The sequence below is a fragment of the Pseudoduganella sp. jia 12 genome (assembly GCF_055502675.1).
Window position 1 is genome coordinate 538,539 of sequence record NZ_JBUXKP010000001.1, and the last position, 16,851, is coordinate 555,389.

General features: G+C 66.3%; 11 protein-coding genes and 1 riboswitch. Of the genes, 2 read left to right on the forward strand and 9 right to left on the reverse strand.

The features are described 5' to 3' along the window. Window positions 1-23 precede the first annotated feature (23 nt). Window positions 24-332, reverse strand: coding sequence for a ferritin family protein (locus ACY65G_RS02220; protein ID WP_464995728.1), 309 nt, complete (start codon window positions 330-332; stop codon window positions 24-26). A gap of 133 nt (window positions 333-465) precedes the next feature. Further along, window positions 466-586, forward strand: a riboswitch (TPP riboswitch). A gap of 92 nt (window positions 587-678) precedes the next feature. Here ACY65G_RS02220 and ACY65G_RS02225 point away from each other — a divergent pair. Continuing rightward, window positions 679-2,766: a TonB-dependent receptor gene (locus tag ACY65G_RS02225; RefSeq protein WP_464995729.1), complete on the forward strand. Its 2,088-nt coding sequence runs from the start codon at window positions 679-681 to the stop codon at window positions 2,764-2,766. 160 nt (window positions 2,767-2,926) lie between these two features. Here the strand turns inward: ACY65G_RS02225 and ACY65G_RS02230 are convergent, their stop codons facing one another. Together ACY65G_RS02230 and pnuC are read right to left on the reverse strand one after the other, a co-directional pair. After that, a complete protein-coding gene (locus ACY65G_RS02230) occupies window positions 2,927-3,442 on the reverse strand; it encodes an AAA family ATPase (protein WP_464995730.1) in 516 nt (171 codons plus the stop codon). After that, window positions 3,439-4,074 carry a nicotinamide riboside transporter PnuC gene (gene pnuC, locus ACY65G_RS02235; RefSeq protein ID WP_464995731.1) on the reverse strand — a complete coding sequence of 212 codons (636 nt, stop codon included), beginning with the start codon at window positions 4,072-4,074 and terminating at the stop codon, window positions 3,439-3,441. Before pnuC ends, ACY65G_RS02230 begins: the two co-directional genes overlap by 4 nt. Window positions 4,075-4,168: 94 nt before the next feature. Between pnuC and ACY65G_RS02240 the strand changes: the two genes are divergently transcribed. Next, entirely contained in the window at window positions 4,169-4,585 is a 417-nt protein-coding gene (locus ACY65G_RS02240; RefSeq protein ID WP_464995732.1) for a DUF1810 domain-containing protein, read from the forward strand. 51 nt (window positions 4,586-4,636) lie between these two features. On the opposite strand, the gene ACY65G_RS02245 is transcribed toward ACY65G_RS02240, so the two are convergent. From ACY65G_RS02245 to ACY65G_RS02270, 6 genes are all read right to left on the reverse strand, one after another. Further along, the gene (locus ACY65G_RS02245; protein WP_464995733.1) at window positions 4,637-6,784 is read right to left on the reverse strand and encodes a S46 family peptidase; all 2,148 of its coding nucleotides are present in this window, start codon (window positions 6,782-6,784) and stop codon (window positions 4,637-4,639) included. Between the two features lie 204 nt (window positions 6,785-6,988). Then, a complete protein-coding gene (locus ACY65G_RS02250; protein WP_464995734.1) occupies window positions 6,989-8,365 on the reverse strand; it encodes an efflux transporter outer membrane subunit in 1,377 nt (458 codons plus the stop codon). An 8-nt stretch (window positions 8,366-8,373) separates the two neighbouring features. Further along, a complete protein-coding gene (locus tag ACY65G_RS02255) occupies window positions 8,374-11,613 on the reverse strand; it encodes an efflux RND transporter permease subunit (protein ID WP_464995735.1) in 3,240 nt (1,079 codons plus the stop codon). Then, window positions 11,610-14,702, reverse strand: a complete 3,093-nt coding sequence (locus tag ACY65G_RS02260; protein WP_464995736.1) for an efflux RND transporter permease subunit — start codon at window positions 14,700-14,702, stop codon at window positions 11,610-11,612. The genes ACY65G_RS02255 and ACY65G_RS02260 overlap by 4 nt, the downstream gene beginning before the upstream one ends. Beyond that, complete coding sequence (locus ACY65G_RS02265) at window positions 14,699-16,204, reverse strand: efflux RND transporter periplasmic adaptor subunit (protein WP_464995737.1); 1,506 nt, start codon at window positions 16,202-16,204, stop codon at window positions 14,699-14,701. Before ACY65G_RS02265 ends, ACY65G_RS02260 begins: the two co-directional genes overlap by 4 nt. Before the next feature lie 250 nt (window positions 16,205-16,454). Then, window positions 16,455-16,802, reverse strand: a complete 348-nt coding sequence (locus tag ACY65G_RS02270) for a hypothetical protein (RefSeq protein WP_464995738.1) — start codon at window positions 16,800-16,802, stop codon at window positions 16,455-16,457. Window positions 16,803-16,851: the final 49 nt, after the last annotated feature.

A 16,851-nucleotide genomic window follows, 5' to 3' on the forward strand; every position in this document is an offset into this window, starting at 1 on the left:
CGATTCTCATTATGTGGACTGCCTTACATGTTCTCATCGTAGCGGTATTGGGCGGCGATCGGACCGGCCTTGAACAGCGCGTCGCGCAGCTCCTTGTCCAGCTTGGGATCGCGCCGCCGCGCCCATTCGAGCAGCATCGCGACATGCCGGCGCGTGCTGTCGCGCTGGCTCGCCAGCACCAGCTTCAACTCCGGGTCGGTGCAAGCTGCGCAGCGCTGGTTATACATGTCCAGCGCGCCGATCCGGTCGACCAGCGAGGTCAGCGCGCGGTGCATGTCGAGCACCTGGGCATCCAGGCTCTCGCGGTTTTCAACGACATGTTCCTGCGTCATGGCGGTCTCCTGTGCATGGAACGTTGAGGACGATTCAAGTGCAATATTGTCGTTCGGAGTCCATGTTTCCACAAGTATAACAATAGGGGCGAACGAATGGCGCACGACATTGTATGCAACTATGATAAGCTCTCGGCTTCGCTAGGGGTCCTGGGCGGGTTGCTGAATTGATTCACGCGACCTGCGCCGGGTGAGAGATACCCTTCGTACCTGATCTGGATAATGCCAGCGAAGGAAAGCGCAATGCGGTGTTCGTCACAAGGCAGTCTTCGTCCCCTTCCAAACGTCCCCTGGTGTGCTCCTCGCTGGTTCCCGAGAACTAGAAGAGAATGAGAAGAGCACATCGATGAACAAAACCACTTTTTCCGCCGCCGCGCTGGCCATCGCGCAGGCTTTCCCCGCTTTCGCCCAGCAGGCGGATGAACCCGCGATGACCGAAGTCGTCGTCACCGCCGTGCGCGGCAGCGCGGAAACCGCTTCCGTCGCCGGCTTCTCGGAGCGGCCGCTGCTGCTTACGCCCGCCTCCGTCAGCGTGATCTCGCGCGAGCAGATGCAGGCGCTGAACATCCGTTCCACCACCGATGCGGCGCGCTACGACGCGAGCATCAGCGACGCCTACAACGCCGTGGGGTACGCCGAACAGTTCTCGATCCGCGGTTTCAAGCTGGACAATGCGAACAGCTATCGCAAGGATGGCCTGGCGATTTCCGCCGATACGCAGATTCCGCTGGAAAACAAGGAAAGCATCGAGGTGCAGAAAGGCCTGGCGGGCATCACCGCCGGTGTCGCCGCGCCGGGTGGCGTGGTCAACTTCGTCACCAAGCGCCCTACCAATACCACGCTGCGCTCCGTGCTGTTCGAAGTGAGCGAGCGCGGCACGCTGCTGGGCACCGTGGACCTGGGCGGCCGCTTCGACGACCGCCGCTTCGGCTACCGCATCAACGTGGCCGGCGAGCGGCTGCGCTCTTACGTGGACGGCGCGGACGGGCGCCGCAGCTTCGTGTCCGGCGCGTTCGACTGGCAGATCTCTCCCCGCGCGCTGCTGCAGGTCGATGCCGACTACCAGAAGAAATCGCAGGTATCGGCACCCGGCTTCCAGCTGATCGACGGCGTGTCGCTGCCGGTCGTGGATGCCGCAACGCTGCTCAACGACCAGCCATGGAGCTACCCGGTCGCCACGGAAAGCATGAACTTCGGCGCCCGCTTCCAGTACCAGCTGGCACAGGACTGGAAGCTCGAAGTGAAGGCGAACCGCCACGTGTTCAAGCGCGATGACTACACCGCGTTCCCATATGGCTGCTCGGCCGAGTTGCTGTGGCCCGGCTTCTGCGGCAACGGCGACTACGACGTGTACGACTATCGCAGCCTCGATGAACAGAAGAAGCCGCTTACCGCGCAGGCGATGCTGCAGGGCCGCTTCGCCACCGGCACCATGACCCACGACCTGTCGACCGGCTTCGCCTTCTACGGCAACAAGGAAAGCTGGGGCGACGACGTCTATGAGCTGGCTGGCACCAGCAATATCTACCGCCCGGTGGCCGTGCCCCCGAGGAGCGAACTGGAAACCGGTCCCGCATCGGTGCGCCGCAAGGACAACGAACGCGCCCTGTTCGTGCAGGACATCGTGGGCATCACGAGCGAGCTGACCCTGCATGCGGGCGCGCGCTACGTGAAACTGAAGCGCGATGAACTGGGCGTGGTGCCGAGCAGCGCCAATTTCTGGCTGCCGAACGTGGCGCTGGTCTACAGCCCGCGCAGCAACGTGGCGTTATACGCCACCTACGCGCGCGGCCTCCAGCACGGCGGCGTCGCGCCGCTCGGCACGGAAAACGAAGATCGCGCCCTCTCTCCGTCGAAGTCGAAGCAGGTGGAAATCGGCGCCAAGGCCGAGTTGAACGGCATCAGCTATACGGCCGCCCTGTTCCGGATCGAGCGGGGCCTGGAATATACCGACGCCGCCAATACCTTCGTGCGCAACGGCCAGGCCGAGCACCGCGGCTTTGAATTCACCGCGCAGGGCAAGGCCACGCGCGAGCTGACGGTCGGCGCCTCGCTGGCCGCATTGAGCACGAAGCAGAGTGGCACCGGGCAGAGCTTCTACGACGGCAAGCGCGTGACGAACGTGCCGGCGATCCGTTCGACGGTGTTCGCCGAATATGCGCTGTCGCCCGCCTTCAAGGTAACCGGCGACTGGCAGTTCACCGGCAAGAAGGCCTTCGACGAGGAGAACACGGTATTCGTACCGAAATACCACGTGGCGAACTTCGGCGCCTCTTACATCACGCGCGTGAACGGCATGCCGCTGGTGCTGCGTGCCCAGGTGCGCAACGCGTTCGACAAGTTCTACTGGCGCGACGTGACGCCCGACCTGGGCGGCTACCTGATGCCGGGACTGGGGCGCACGTTCCGTGCGTCCGCGCAGCTGAATTTCTAACGCGTTCTCTGGCTGAGCCCGTGTTGTGGGACCGATGGTCCCACTGCCTGGCACGGGGACACGGGCTCGGCTGCACGTTCCGGGCGTCCGCGCAGTTGAACTTCTAACGCGTTCTCTGGTTGAGCCCGTGTTGTGGGACCGATGGTCCCACAACACGGGCTCAACCGCGGCCGAGTACCTCTTCGACCTGCCGCAGCCGCTCCTCGAGCGGCCCGTGGATGCGCACGTGCGCGATCGCGCGCGCGGCCAGTTCCTCGGACAGGATCGCATTCACCGGCGTGCTCTGGTCTTCCGGCTCGCGGCACAGGCCATCCGGCGTCCACGGGATGTCCGGCGCGCAGGCCAGCGTGACGTCGTAGCGGCGCGCCGCGACCAGTTGTTCCAGGCGCGGGTCGACGCGGCCGAAGTAATGGCGGCTGTACACGGCCGTCATCAGCGGCGTGGTGTCGCAGAACAGGAAGCGGCTGGCGCGCACCAGGGCAAGGTCCTCGCGCGCGGCCTGCGTTTCGGCGATGTGCAGCTGGTCGGCCTCGACCGGCACGCGAGCGCGCAGCTCGACGAATTCGCGCAGGTATTCCGGCACCCACACGTCGCGGTAGCGTTCGGCCAGCGCCTGCGCCAGCGTCGTCTTGCCGGAAGAAGCGCTGCCGACGATCGCGATGCGCATCGTCCTCATCGCAGCACCATGGCCTTGCTGGCAGGCTCGCTGTCCAGCGCATCGGCCAGCATCGCCTTGCGCCATGCCAGCAGGCCGATCGTGGCCATCGCGACGAACAGTCCATACAGCAATGCCGTCAGCATCAGGCCCTTGTGCACATACAGCGCCACATACAGCACGTCGACGATGATCCACACGTGCCAGTTCTCCAGCTTTTTCCGGGACAGCAGCAACTGGCCCACCAGGCTGCCGGCGGTCAGGAAGCCGTCCGCGAACGGCACGTCGGTATCCGTGAACGACATCAGGAACCACGCCAGCGCGATGAAGCCCACGATCCAGCCAAGCGCCGCCACCGCCCGGCCCGCCCAGGACAGCCCCGTCACGGGCAGGCGCGCATGCCTGTCGTCGCCATGCAGCCACTGGTACCAGCCCCAGAAAGACACCGTGATGAACACGAACTGCAGCCCCATGTCGCCGTACAGCTTCGACTGGAAGAACACCACGCCGTACAGTGCGGAAGACAGGATCGCGAACAGCCACGCCCAGTGGTTCTGGCGGATGTTCAGCCAGACGGTGGCGATCGACAGCACGAAGGACAGCAGTTCGAGCGGCGTGGTGGACAGGCCGAGCAGGTTGAGGGATTCGTTCATGGGGCGGCGCGCTGGAGGACTGCGGATTATGCCATGGGGCGGCGCGCCGGACCAGACTGCTGATGTAGACTGCATGCTTGCCCCGGAGGACAGCATGCCATTCAACCTCGACCGATTTACCGCCGCACAGGACCGCGCCTATGACGACGTGCTGCGCGAACTGCGCGCCGGACGCAAGGCCAGCCACTGGATGTGGTTCATCTTTCCGCAGCTGAAGGGGCTGGGCCGCTCGGAAACGGCGCAGTACTACGGCATCGCCTCGCTGGACGAGGCACGCGCCTACCTCGATCATCCGCTCCTCGGCGCAAGGCTGCGCGAATGCACGGACCTCGTCAACGCGCATGCGGGCACGCGGATCGACACGATCCTGGGCCATGTCGACGCGCTGAAATTCCGTTCGTCGATGACGCTGTTCGCGGCAGCGGGCGGCGGCGCCCCGTTCGATGCCGCCCTGTCCCTCTTCCACGCCGGGCAACCGGACCAGGCCACGCTCGACCTGCTCGCGGCATGAAAAAAGCCGCCGTCCTGGCGGACGGCGGCTTCCATCGAACAAGTCGCTGCCTTATTTCTTCGCTTGTTTTCCTGGATACCTGATCTTCATTTCCTTCAGCAGGTTGTCGGCACCGTCGACCTCCTTCATCACCCACAGCATGTAGCGCACATCGAGGTGGATCGCGCGCGTGATCGCCGTGTCGAAGTACCAGTCCTTCGTGATCGATTCATAGGTCGAGTCGAAGTTCAGGCCGATCAGTTCGCCGCGCCGGTTGACGATCGCGGAACCGGAATTGCCACCCGTGGTGTCGGCGCTGGACAGGAAGTTCACCGGCACGGTGCCCAGCACCGGATCCTTGAACTGGCCGTAGCGCTTCGCTTTCACCGCATCGAGCAATGCCCGCGGCGCGTTGAACGGATCCTTGCCCGTGTGCTTCTCGACGATGCCTTCGACCGTCGTGAACGGCCCCTTCGTGACGCCGTCCTTCGGCGAATATGCGTCCACGGTGCCGTAGGTCACGCGCAGCGTGGAGTTGGCGTCCGGGTACACCGGCTTGCCCTGCGACTTCTTCCACGCGATCACGGCGCTCATGTACTGCGGGATCACCTTTTCCAGGTTGCCTTCCGATTCCTTCGTGCGTTCTTCCATCGCCAGCGCGAACGCGTGCATCTTCACGGCAAGCTGCATGAACGGGTCATCGGATTTTTCCAGCGTCGCGGCATCGGCATCGAGCAGCGCCAGGCGCGTCTTCGTGTCGCCCAGCGTCGACTTTTGATACAGGGCCGGCACGTCGGACACGGCCGGTAGCAGCGCATCGAGGCCTTGCGGGTGGAATGCCGCCGGCAGTTTCGCATAGCGCTGCAGGCCTGCCGTGAAGCGGGCCTGGTCGACGCCGCCCACGTACGACTGTTCCAGGCGAGCCAGGCGGGCCTTGATCATGGCGAGGTCGCGGTCCTGGTAGCCGGATTCGCGCTGCGCGTCCGGCTTCCTGCGCTCCAGCGCCAGGCGGTACAGCGTGCGTGCGCTCTTGAACAGGTCGGAATTCGTCGCCACGTTCCACGCGAACGTCTGCTGTTCCAGCGCCATGTCGGCGGCAATCGCGGCATCCAGCTCGGCCAGCATCGTCGGCGATACGTTGCCCTGCCTGTTAAACCAGCCGCGGAACTCGGCATCCTGCACATCCTTGATGGCGGCGATGTCCTTGCGTGCGAAGCCGTCCAGCAGGCCCTGCGTCTTCTTCATCCGGTTGTTGATCGACTTCGCCACGGACGCATAGCGCACCTCGTCGTTCTTGCTGTTCTTCGTGGCCGCCGCGATCGTGTCCAGGTCGGCCTGGTATTCGGCCACCGACGCAGGGTAGCTCACATCGCGCGCGAAGCGGATCTCGGCCGGCAGCTTGTAGCGGCTGGTGCGGCCAGGGTAGCCGGCCAGCAGGATCGGGTCGCCCGCCTTCAGGCCTTCGGCGGACACCACGAGGTAGTCCTTCGACTTGTACGGCACGTTGTCCGGCGAGGGGTCGGCCGGGCGGCCATCCTTGCCCACGTAGGCGCGCAGGAACGAATAGTCGCCCGTGTGGCGCGGCCACTCGTAGTTGTCGATGTCGCCGCCGTAGTTGCCCACCATGTCCGCCGGCGCATACACAAGCCGCACGTCGCGGATCATCATCTGGCGGATGCGGTAGTACTCCAGGCCACGGTGGAACGCGGGCACCGAGCAGCGATACGATTTGTCGGTCTCGCATTCGGCGATCAAAGCCTTGATGCGGCTTTCGATCGCCTCGTGGCGCGCCTTGCCGCCCACGTTCTCCAGCCCTTCCAGCACGCGGCCGGTCACGTTCTCGACCTTCTCGGTCACGTACACGAGCGCATTCGGGCCGCCCGGCAGTTCCTCGGCGCGCGTCTTCGCCAGGAAGCCGTCGACGATGTAGTTCTTCTCGGCCGTCGAATTGCGCTGGATCGAGCCGTAGGCGCAGTGGTGGTTGGTGACCACGAGGCCGTCGGGCGACACGAACGACGCCGAGCAGCCGCCCAGCGACACGATGGCGCTCATCGGGTGCTTCGTCAGGTCAGCGATCCGTTCGGCCGGAATCTCGATGCCGATGCGCTTCAGTTCCGATTTCAGCTGCGGCAGCTGGTGGGGTTGCCATTGGCCTTCGTCGCCGTGTGCGGTGCCGAAGACGGCCAGCAGCGTGGCCGGCAGGACTAGTTTTTTGAACAAGATATGTTCCCCTGGGGTTGATGAAAAGCCGGGGAAGTATACGGTGAAAACGGGCAAAACTGGGGACGTACCCCTGTTTAAAAGAAAGTTTCCGCAAAACTGCGGCCGCCCCGCTTGTCACCAATGTTTCCCAGCAAGATTCTTCCCGTGCAGGGAAAAGCCGCAGGGATTTCCTGGAAACAGGGGTACGTCCCCAGTTTTGCCTTACGGCATACGCCAGCCGCCGCCGAGGGACTGGATGAGCGCGACAGCGGTGGTTTGCCGGTCCGCCTGCACCTGGATCAGCGCGCGCCGGGCGGACAGCGCGGTGACCTGGGCATTGACGACTTCCGTGTAGTTCACCTGCCCGGCGCGATACCGGTTCTCCATCTGCTGCTCGACCTGGTCGGCGGCTTCCGATGCCTGCCGGCGCAGGTCCTGCTGCTGCGCCAGCGCGCGGGTGGCGGCCAGCTGGTCTTCGACGTCGGCAAACGCGTCCAGCACCGTTTGTCGGTAACGGGCGATGGCGGCGTCGCGCGCGGCCTTCGTCTGCTCGACGCGGGCGGCGATGGCGCCGGCGTCGAAGATCGTCTGCGCGGCCGACAGGCCCAGCGACCACAGGGTGTTCGAGGCGCTGAACAGGCCGCCCACCTGGCTGTTGCCGTAGCCGTACGAGGCGGACAGGTTCAGCGACGGGAAGTACGCCGCGCGCGCGATGCCGATGTTCTCGTTGGCGGCAGCCACGTCGCGTTCGGCGGCGGCGATGTCTGGCCGGCGCTGCAGCAGCGTCGACGGCACGCCCAGCGGCACTTCGGGGACGACGATGCGCCACGATGCCGGGGCCAGCGAGAACTCGGCCGGCGCCTTGCCCAGCAGGACCGCAATCGCATGCTCGTAGACGGCGCGCTGCCGCACCACGGTCAGCAGCTCGGCGCGCGCGCTGAACAACTGCGTTTGCGCCTGCAGCAGGTCGGACTTGGCCGTCACGCCCGCGTTGACACGATTCTGCGTGATCTGCAGCACCCGCTCGTAGCCCTGGATCGTGGTGCCGAGGATCCGCGTTTCCGCGTCCGCCTGGCGCAGGCCGATGTAGTTCGCCACCAGTTCGCCCTGGGCGGACAGCCGGGCCGCGGCGAGATCCGCCGCGCTGGCCTGGGCGCTCGCCTGCGCGCCCGTCACGCCGGCGCGCAGGCTGCCCCAGATATCCGGCTCCCAGCTGCCGCCAATGTCGACGCGGTAGTTGTTCGACGGGCGCGTGTCGCCGCCGCCCGACCGGTTGCCCGAGCCGTTCAGCGCCACGGTGGGGAACAGCGATGCGCGCTGCTCGGCGACGACGGCGCGTGCCTGTGCATACTGCGCCGCGGCCAGCGCCACGTTCTGGTTGTTCACGTCGACCGCCGCGGCCAGCTCGTTCAGCACCGGGTCGCCGAACAGCAGCCACCACGGCCCGCGTTCCAGCGTATCGGCCGGCGCCGCCGGCGTCCAGCCCTCTGCTTCCTTGAAGGTCGTTGGCGAGGCGGCTGCCGGTACTTCGTACTTCGGGCCGACGGCGCAGCCGCAGAGCGCGGCGGCAAGGGCGATGGCGGAGAGGCGATGCATCATGGTGGTCTTCATGTGGTCAGGGGCGCGTCGCCGGCGGCGCGGCTCAGGTTGCGTTCTTCGGGATTGCGCGTGCGCAGCTTGTCGAGCAGGATGTAGACGACCGGCGTCGTCAGCAAGGTCAGCAACTGGCTGGCGACCAGGCCGCCGATGATGGCGATGCCCAGCGGCTGGCGCAGCTCGGAGCCTTCGCCGAAGCCGATCGCCAGCGGCAGCGCGCCCAGCGCGGCGGCCAGCGTCGTCATCAGGATCGGACGGAAGCGCAGCAGGCACGCCTCGCGCACCGCCTCGATCGCCGAAATACCGCGCGCCCGCTCCGCCTCCAGCGCGAAGTCGATGATCAGGATCGCGTTCTTCTTGACGATACCGATCAGCAGGAACACGCCGATCAGCGCGATGATGGAAAACTCCATGCGGAACAGCAGCAGTGCCAGTACGGCGCCCACGCCGGCCGACGGCAGCGTGGACAGCACCGTGATCGGGTGCACGAGGCTTTCGTACAGGATGCCGAGCACGATGTAGATGACGACGATCGCGGCCAGGATCAGCAAAGGCTGCTGCTTGTTCGATTCCTCGGCCTGTTTCGCCTGGCCCTCGAAGCTGCCGCGCACATTGTTCGGCATCGCGATATCGGCCTCCACCTGCTTCACCGCCTCCTGCGCCTGGCTCAGCGTGAATCCCTCGGAAAGGTTGAACGAGATCGTCGTCGCCAGCTCGCCATCCTGGTGATTGACGGACGTTGGCGTGGCGCTTTCCGCGAACGAGGCGATGCCCGACAGCGGCACCATCGCCGAGCGCGCGGTCGACAATGCCGAACCGGTGGACGAATCGCGCTGGCCCTGCGCATTGTTGGTGGACGCGTTGGTGCCGCCCGACGTGGCGCCGGTATCGGTGGCCGTATCGGTGGCTTCCATCGCCGCCCTGCCCGGCACATACACGTCGCGCAGCGCTTCCGGGCTTTGCGCGTATTCGGGCGCCACCTCCATCACCACCTTGTACTGGTTCAGCTCATCGTAGATGGTGGCCACCTGCCGCTGGCCGAACGCGTTGTACAGCGAGTTGGTGACGTCCTTCACCGTCATGCCGAAGCGCGCCGTGGTCTCCTTGTCGATGGTGACGAAGGTTTCCACGCCATTGTCCTGCTGGTCGGTATCGACGTCGGTCATTTCCGGCTGGTTCTTCATCGCGTCGGCCAGCTTCGTCGCCCAGTTCTTCAGGTCTTCCCGGTTGTCGCTCTTGAGCGTGTACTGGTAGGTGGAATTGCTGGAGCGCCCGCCCATGCGCAAGTCCTGCACCGGGTTCAGGAACAGCTGCACGCCCGTCACTTTCGCCAGTTGCGGGCGCAGGCGGTCGATCACGGCCTGCCCGGCCACGTCGCGCTCGTCCGCCGGCTTCAGGTTGATGAACATGAAACCGCCGCCGGCGCGCGAACCGCCCGTGAAGCCCACCACGGTGTCGACGGCCGGATCCTTGCGGATGATCTCCACCAGTTGCCGCAGCTTCTGCTGCATGGCCTGGAACGAGATGCTCTGGTCGGCGCGCAGGCCGCCGTTGACCTGTCCCGTATCCTGGCGCGGGAAAAAGCCTTTCGGCGCGGCGGCGAACAGGTACACGTTCAGCGCCACCACGAAGCCCAGGATCAGCATCACCAGCCACACGCTGTGCAATGCCCAGTCCAGCGCATGCGCATACACACGCTGCATCCAGTCGAAGCTGGCCTCGAACGCGCGCGAGATGCGGCCCGGCGGCTTGCGGTCTTTCTCGGACCTGAGCAGCCACGCGCACATCATCGGCGTGGTGGTCAGCGAAATCACCAGCGAGATCATCACGGCGGCCGACAGCGTGACGGCGAACTCGCGGAACAGCCGGCCCACCTGCCCGCCCATGAACAGCAGCGGGATGAACACGGCCACCAGCGACAGGCTGATCGACAGCACCGTAAAACCCACTTCCTTTGCACCGAGCAGCGCGGCCTTGAAACGGTCCATGCCGTTCTCGACGTGGCGCGCGGTATTTTCCAGCACGACGATCGCGTCGTCGACCACAAACCCGGTGGCCACCGTGAGCGCCATCAGCGACAGGTTGTTCAGGGAAAAACCCAGTATGTACATCACGCCGAACGTGCCGAGCAGCGACACGACCGTGGCGATGGCGGGGATGATCGTGGCCCGCACGCTGCGCAGGAACGCGCTGACGACGAGCACCACCAGCACCACCGACAGGATCAGCGTGAACTCGACCTCGTGCAGCGACGAGCGGATCGATGTCGTGCTGTCCGATGCGACGGACACGGTGATGTCCTGCGGCAGCTGGGCGCGCAGTTGCGGCAGCAGCGCGCGCACGCTGTCCACGGTCTCGATGATATTGGCGCCCGGCTGGCGGGTGATCAGCACGATCACGGCCGGCTGGCCGTTGAACAGCCCAAGGGTATTCTTGTTTTCCGGGCCATCCTCCACCGTGGCCACGTCGCGCAGCCGGATCGCCGCGTTGTTGCGCCAGGCAACGACGAGGTCGCGGTAATCGGCCGCCGTGCGCCCACCCGTCTCCATGCCGGGCGCCGCATAGATCTGCAGCCGGCGGCCTTCGCTCTCGATGGCGCCGCGCGGCCGGTTGGCATTGGTGGCCTGGATCGCGGCGCGCACGTCTTCCGTCGACACGCCATACTGGTTCAGCGCGAACGGCAGCAGTTCGATGCGCACGGCCGGCAGCGAACCGCCGCCGATTTCCACGTCGCCCACGCCCTTCACCTGCGCCAGCTTCTGCTGCACGATGTTCGACACGGCTTCGTAGATCTGGCCCGGCCTGCGCGTGGGCGACGTGAGCGCCAGGATGATCACCGGCGAATCCGACGGGTTCATCTTGCGATACGTCGGGTTGCTCTTCAGCGTGGCCGGCAGGTCGGCGCGCGACGCATTGATCGCCGCCTGCACTTCGCGGGCGGCCGCGTCGATCTTGCGGTTCAGGTCGAACTGCAGGTTGATGCGCGTGGAGCCGGACGAGGAATTCGACGTCATCTCGTTGACGCCCGCGATCACGCCCAGCCTGCGCTCCAGCGGCGTGGCCACGCTGCTGGCCATCGTGTCCGGGCTCGCGCCCGGCAGGCTGGCCGACACGGAAATGGCCGGGAAATCCACCTGCGGCAGCGGCGACACGGGCAGCACGAAGAATGCCGCGATGCCGGCCAGCGCCAGGCCGATCGTCAGCAGGACGGTGGCGATCGGGCGCCGGACGAACGGTTCCGACAGGTTCACGATGCCGCTCCAGCGGAAAGGTCGGGCTTCCTGCCGAACCGCTGGCCCATCCGGTCGAACGCAAGATAGATCACCGGCGTCGTGTACAGCGTCAGCAACTGGCTCAGCAGCAGGCCGCCGAAGATGGCCAGCCCGAGAGGCCGGCGCAGTTCGGCGCCCTCGCCCCAGCCGAACATCAGCGGCACGGCGGCGAACAGCGCGGCCAGCGTCGTCATCAGGATCGGGCGGAAGCGCAGCAGGGCCGCCTGGTGGATCGCTTCCTGGGGGCTGTGGCCCTGGTCGCGCTCGGCCTCGATCGCGAAGTCGATCATCATGATCGCGTTCTTCTTCACGATGCCGATCAGCAGGATGATGCCGATGATGCCGATGACGCCCAGGTCCTGGCCGGACACCATCAGTGCCAGCAGCGCGCCCACGCCGGCCGACGGCAAGGTGGACAGGATCGTCAGCGGGTGGATATAGCTCTCATACAGCACGCCCAGCACGATGTACACGCACACCACGGCGGCCAGGATCAGCCACAGCTGGTTGGTCAGCGACGCCTGGTAGGCGCCGGCGGCGCCCAGGAACGTCATCGTCACGGAACTTGGCAAGCCGATCTCCGTGGCGCTCTCCCTGATCGCATCCACGGCCCGGCCCAGCGACACGCCATCGGCCGTGTCGAAGCCCAGCGTGGTGGCCGGATACTGCGCCACGTGGGTGATCTGCAGCGGCGCCGGCCGCTCGGTGATCGTCGCCACGGCCGACAGCGGCGTCGGCTTGCCGCCGCCCGTGCGGATCTGCAGGTCGCCCAGCGATTGCGGCGTCGACAGCATGCCCGGTGCCGCTTCCAGGATCACGCGGTACTGGTTCGTCTCCGTGAAGATGGTGGAGACGATGCGCTGGCCGAACGCGCTGTACAGCGCGTCGTCGATGGCCGAGGCGGTGATCGACAGCCGGGAAGCGGTATCGCGGTCGATGTCGATGTAGGCCGCCGCGCCGGTGGCGCCGGCGTCGGACACCACGTTGCGCAGCTGTTCCTTGCGTGCCATCTGCACCGCCAGCTTGTTGGCCCATTCGGTGACGGTGGCCGTGTCGGCACCTTCGAGCGACACGCGGAACTGCGTCGGGCCGCTTTCGGCATCGATCGTCAGGTCCTGCGTCGGCTGCAGGTAGATGCGCACGCCGGCCACCTCGGACACGCGCTGGCGCAGCCGGTTCATCAGTTCCTGCTGGTCGCCGCGATCCGCCTTCAGGTTGATCAGCATGCGGCCCGTGTGCAGCATGGTGTTGTTGGCGGCGTCGACGCCCACGATGGAGCTGAGCGACTGCACTTCCGGATCGTCCAGGATCGCCTTCGCGGCCTGCTGCTGCAGCTCGGCCATGCGGACGTAGGATACCGCCTGCGCCGTTTCGATGCGCGCCTGCAGCTGGCCCGTGTCCTGCGTGGGGAACAGCCCCTTCGGGATCAGCATGTACAGCACGACCGTCAGCAACAGCGTGCCGAGCGCCACGAACAGCGTGAGGCCCTGGCGCAGCAGCACCCATTGCAGCGAGCGGTCGTAGTGGTGGATCACGCGGTCGAAGAAGCGCTGCACGCGAGCGCCGAAGCTCTTCGGGTCGTCGTTCTGGTGCGACGTGAGCCAGCGCGCCGACATCATCGGCACCAGGGTCAGCGACACGACGGCCGAGATCAGGATCGTGATCGACAGCGTGACGGCGAACTCGCGGAACAGCCGGCCGACCACGTCGCCCATGAACAGCAGCGGGATCAGCACCGCAATCAGCGATACCGTCAGCGAGATGATGGTGAAGCCGATCTGCTTCGCGCCCTTCAGCGCGGCGGCCATCGGCGTTTCGCCTTCCTCGATGTAGCGGGCGATGTTCTCGATCATCACGATCGCATCGTCGACGACGAAGCCGGTGGCGATCGTGAGCGCCATCAGCGACAGGTTGTTCAGGCTGTAGCCCATCAGGTACATCACCCCGCAGGTGCCGATCAGCGAGATCGGCACCGCCAGGCTGGCGATCACCGTGGCCCGCACGCTGTGCAGGAACAGGAAGATCACCAGCACCACCAGGATCACGGCCAGCAGCAGCTCGAGCTGCACATGGTGCACGGAACCGCGAATGCCGGTGGTGCGGTCGGACAGCACGTCCACCCGCATCGCGCTCGGCAAGCCTTGCTGCAGTTCGGGCAGGCGTTCCTTGATCGCATCCACGGTGGCGATCACGTTCGCGCCGGGCTGGCGCTGCACGTTCAGGATGATCGCCGGCTTCGTGTTGGCCCAGGCGCCCAGCTTGACGTTTTCGGCGGAGTCGACGACCCGTGCCACGTCGGTCAGCCGCACCGGCGCGCCGTTCTTGTAGGCGACGATGAGGCTCTTGTAGTCGCTGGCGGTCAGCAGCTGGTCGTTGGCGTTGATGGTGAACGCGCGCGTGGGGCCGTCGAACGAACCCTTGGCGCTGTTCGAATTGGCATTGCCGATCGCGGTGCGCAGCGTGTCGAGGCCCAGGCCGTAGCTGGCCAGCGCCAGCGTATCGGCCTGGATGCGCACTGCCGGGCGCTGCCCGCCGGATAGGCTGACCAGGCCCACGCCCGAAACCTGGCTGATCTTCAAGGCAAGGCGCGTGTTGACGATGTTCTGTACTTCCGTCAGCGGCATCGTGTCCGACGTGATGGCCAGCGTCAGCACGGGCGCATCGGCCGGGTTGACCTTCGCATACACGGGCGGCGCCGGCAGGTCGGTCGGCAGCAGCGAGCTGCCCGCGTTGATGGCGGCCTGCACTTCCTGCTCGGCCACGTCGAGCGTCTGGCCCAGGCCGAACTGCAGCGTGATGATCGATACGCCGGCCGCGCTGTTCGAACTCATGCGCTGCAGGCCCGACATCTGGCCGAACTGGCGCTCCAGCGGCGCCGTCACGGTCTGCGCCATCACTTCCGGGCTGGCGCCCGGGTACAGCGTCTGCACCTGGATGGTCGGGAAATCGACCTGCGGCAGCGCGGACAACGGCAGGAACTTGAAGCCCACCAGGCCCGCCAGCATGATCGCCAGCATCAGCAGCGACGTGGCGACCGGCCGGCGGATGAATGGTGCCGATGGACTCATCGTGCGGCTGCCGGCTGTTCGCGGCGCTCATTGCCGCGCTGGCCGCTGGCACCGGCCGCGGTATTGGTGCCGTCCGCGGCGCTCGGCGCGCTGCGGCCGCCCTCTTCCGGCATCGAGCGCACGGGCGCCTCGCCCTGCGTGGCCCGGCGGTCCTGCATTTTCGCCGCGTCGCTGCCCACGGCGCCCGGCGCCACGTCGGGCGCGCCGGCCGGGCGGGTATCGGCCCGGCCCGCCGGTCCGGTGCCGGACTGCCCGCCCTGGCGCTGGCGGCCTTGCCCTGGCTTGTCTCCCGGCAGCGTCACCTGCGCGCCTTCCTTCAGCCGGTCGGCGCCCTCGGTGATCACCTTCTCGCCCACCTGCAGGCCGGTGACGACCTGCACCTTGTCCACCGTGGCCTGGCCGCGCTTCACCGGCCGCATCGCCACCGTGCGGTCGTTCTTCAGCACCCACACATAGTCGCCATCGGTGCCGTGGCGCAGCGCCGTCACCGGCACCAGCACGGCATTGGCGATCGTGCGCATTTCCAGCCGCACGTTGACGAACTGGCTGGGAAACAGCGTCATCCTGTCGTTGTCGAAGCGTGCCTTGGCCATCACGGTGCCGGTCGAGGTGTCGACCTGGTTGTCCAGCGCGGCGAAGCGGCCGCTCGCCAGCACCTCGGTGCGGGTGCGGTCATACGCCTGCGCCACCAGCGTGGCGCCGGTGGAGGCACGGCTCATGATGTCCGGCACGCGGTCCTGCGGCACGGCGAATTCCACATCGATCGGCGACTGCTGCGTGATCACGGCGATGCCGTTCGCATCGCTGCTCGATACGAGATTGCCCACGTCGACGACGCGCAGGCCCACGCGGCCGGTGATCGGCGCCACCACCTTCGTGTAGCCGAGATTGAGCCTGGCGGTGCCTTCGGCTGCGCGGTCCGTCATCACGGTGCCTTCCAGCTGCTTGACCAGTGCCGCCTGCGTGTCGACGTCCTGCCGGGCGATCGAATCCTGCGACAGCAGCGTGCGGTAGCGTTCCAGCGTGAGCCGCGCGTTTTCCAGCTGCGCCTCGTCGCGCTGGCGCTGGCCGGTCGCCTGCAGCAGCGCCATCTCGAACTGGCGCGGATCGATCTGGGCCAGCACCTGGCCCGCCTTGACCAGCTGGCCTTCCTTGAACAGCACTTTCTGCAGGATGCCCGAGACCTGCGGCCGCACCGTGGTGGTGGCCGCCGCGGTGACGGTACCCAGCGCATCGAGCGTAACGGGCAGGTTGGCCTGCTCGGCCGTGGCGACGCCGACCGTCGTCGCCATGCCGCGGCGGGCGCCCGGGCCGCCGGGCCCGCCCGGACCGGCCATGCCGGGCCCGCCCGGACCGCCGGGGCCTTCGGCCGGCCGATGCGTCAGGTACCACGCGAGCCAGCCCATGGCGGCGATGGCAAGGATGGCGATGATGGTTCCGAGGATACGGGTACGGCGGCGGGGTTTGTTCGGGGGGTTCGTGAGCGCTGCTGGCGAGGTCATCGCTGATCCTTGTGGCTGTTCAGTAGAGTAACTATGCTTATCAAATCGACTCTATCACAGCGGATTCTGCGGCTTGTTTCGCTTTGCTTACATTTACACCCCGAAACCATGGGAAACAGGGGAATGCATGAGGTTCGCGCCGGCATGCGGCGGGTGGAAAGGCTGAACTGGCGGGGGCTGGCGCGGCGGCGGCCGCGCCGGGGGGCGACGATGCGGCAGTTACAAACTGGCTACAAATCTCCGCGAGCGGTCACGCCGGCAGGAACAGCTTGCCGACGTTTTGCGGCGCGGCCCCGGCCATCACCGACTTCGTGAACGCCGCGCCCATCGATGCCAGCGCCTGCTGGTGGGCACCGACGATGTCGGCGAACGAGCGCTGCCCGATATCGGCGGCGTTCTTCGCGAGCGCGGCCATGCAGTCCTGCGATGCGTTGGCGATCGCACGGGCCGTGTGCTCCTGGACGATGCGGGCGGAACTCATCCAGATATCCTGGGCGCTCGACTGGAACGAGTGTGTGTAGGCATTGCCGAGTTGCGCAAAGATGTTCAGAAAATCCGCGCCCGGGGCAGCGGGTGCGAAGGCAGGATACGTTGTCATCACAGCTCCTATCGAAATGAACGGCACAGATGGAATGGCGCAGATGGAA

Bases quoted from the DNA above. Each gene is read 5' to 3' on its own strand.
- ACY65G_RS02220 (WP_464995728.1), bottom strand. From the start codon at position 332: ATGACGCAGGAACATGTCGTTGAAAACCGCGAGAGCCTGGATGCCCAG.
- ACY65G_RS02225 (WP_464995729.1), top strand. From the start codon at position 679: ATGAACAAAACCACTTTTTCCGCCGCCGCGCTGGCCATCGCGCAGGCT.
- ACY65G_RS02230 (WP_464995730.1), bottom strand. From the start codon at position 3,442: ATGAGGACGATGCGCATCGCGATCGTCGGCAGCGCTTCTTCCGGCAAG.
- pnuC (WP_464995731.1), bottom strand. From the start codon at position 4,074: ATGAACGAATCCCTCAACCTGCTCGGCCTGTCCACCACGCCGCTCGAA.
- ACY65G_RS02240 (WP_464995732.1), top strand. From the start codon at position 4,169: ATGCCATTCAACCTCGACCGATTTACCGCCGCACAGGACCGCGCCTAT.
- ACY65G_RS02250 (WP_464995734.1), bottom strand. From the start codon at position 8,365: ATGATGCATCGCCTCTCCGCCATCGCCCTTGCCGCCGCGCTCTGCGGC.
- ACY65G_RS02260 (WP_464995736.1), bottom strand. From the start codon at position 14,702: ATGAGTCCATCGGCACCATTCATCCGCCGGCCGGTCGCCACGTCGCTG.
- ACY65G_RS02265 (WP_464995737.1), bottom strand. From the start codon at position 16,204: ATGACCTCGCCAGCAGCGCTCACGAACCCCCCGAACAAACCCCGCCGC.
- ACY65G_RS02270 (WP_464995738.1), bottom strand. From the start codon at position 16,802: ATGACAACGTATCCTGCCTTCGCACCCGCTGCCCCGGGCGCGGATTTT.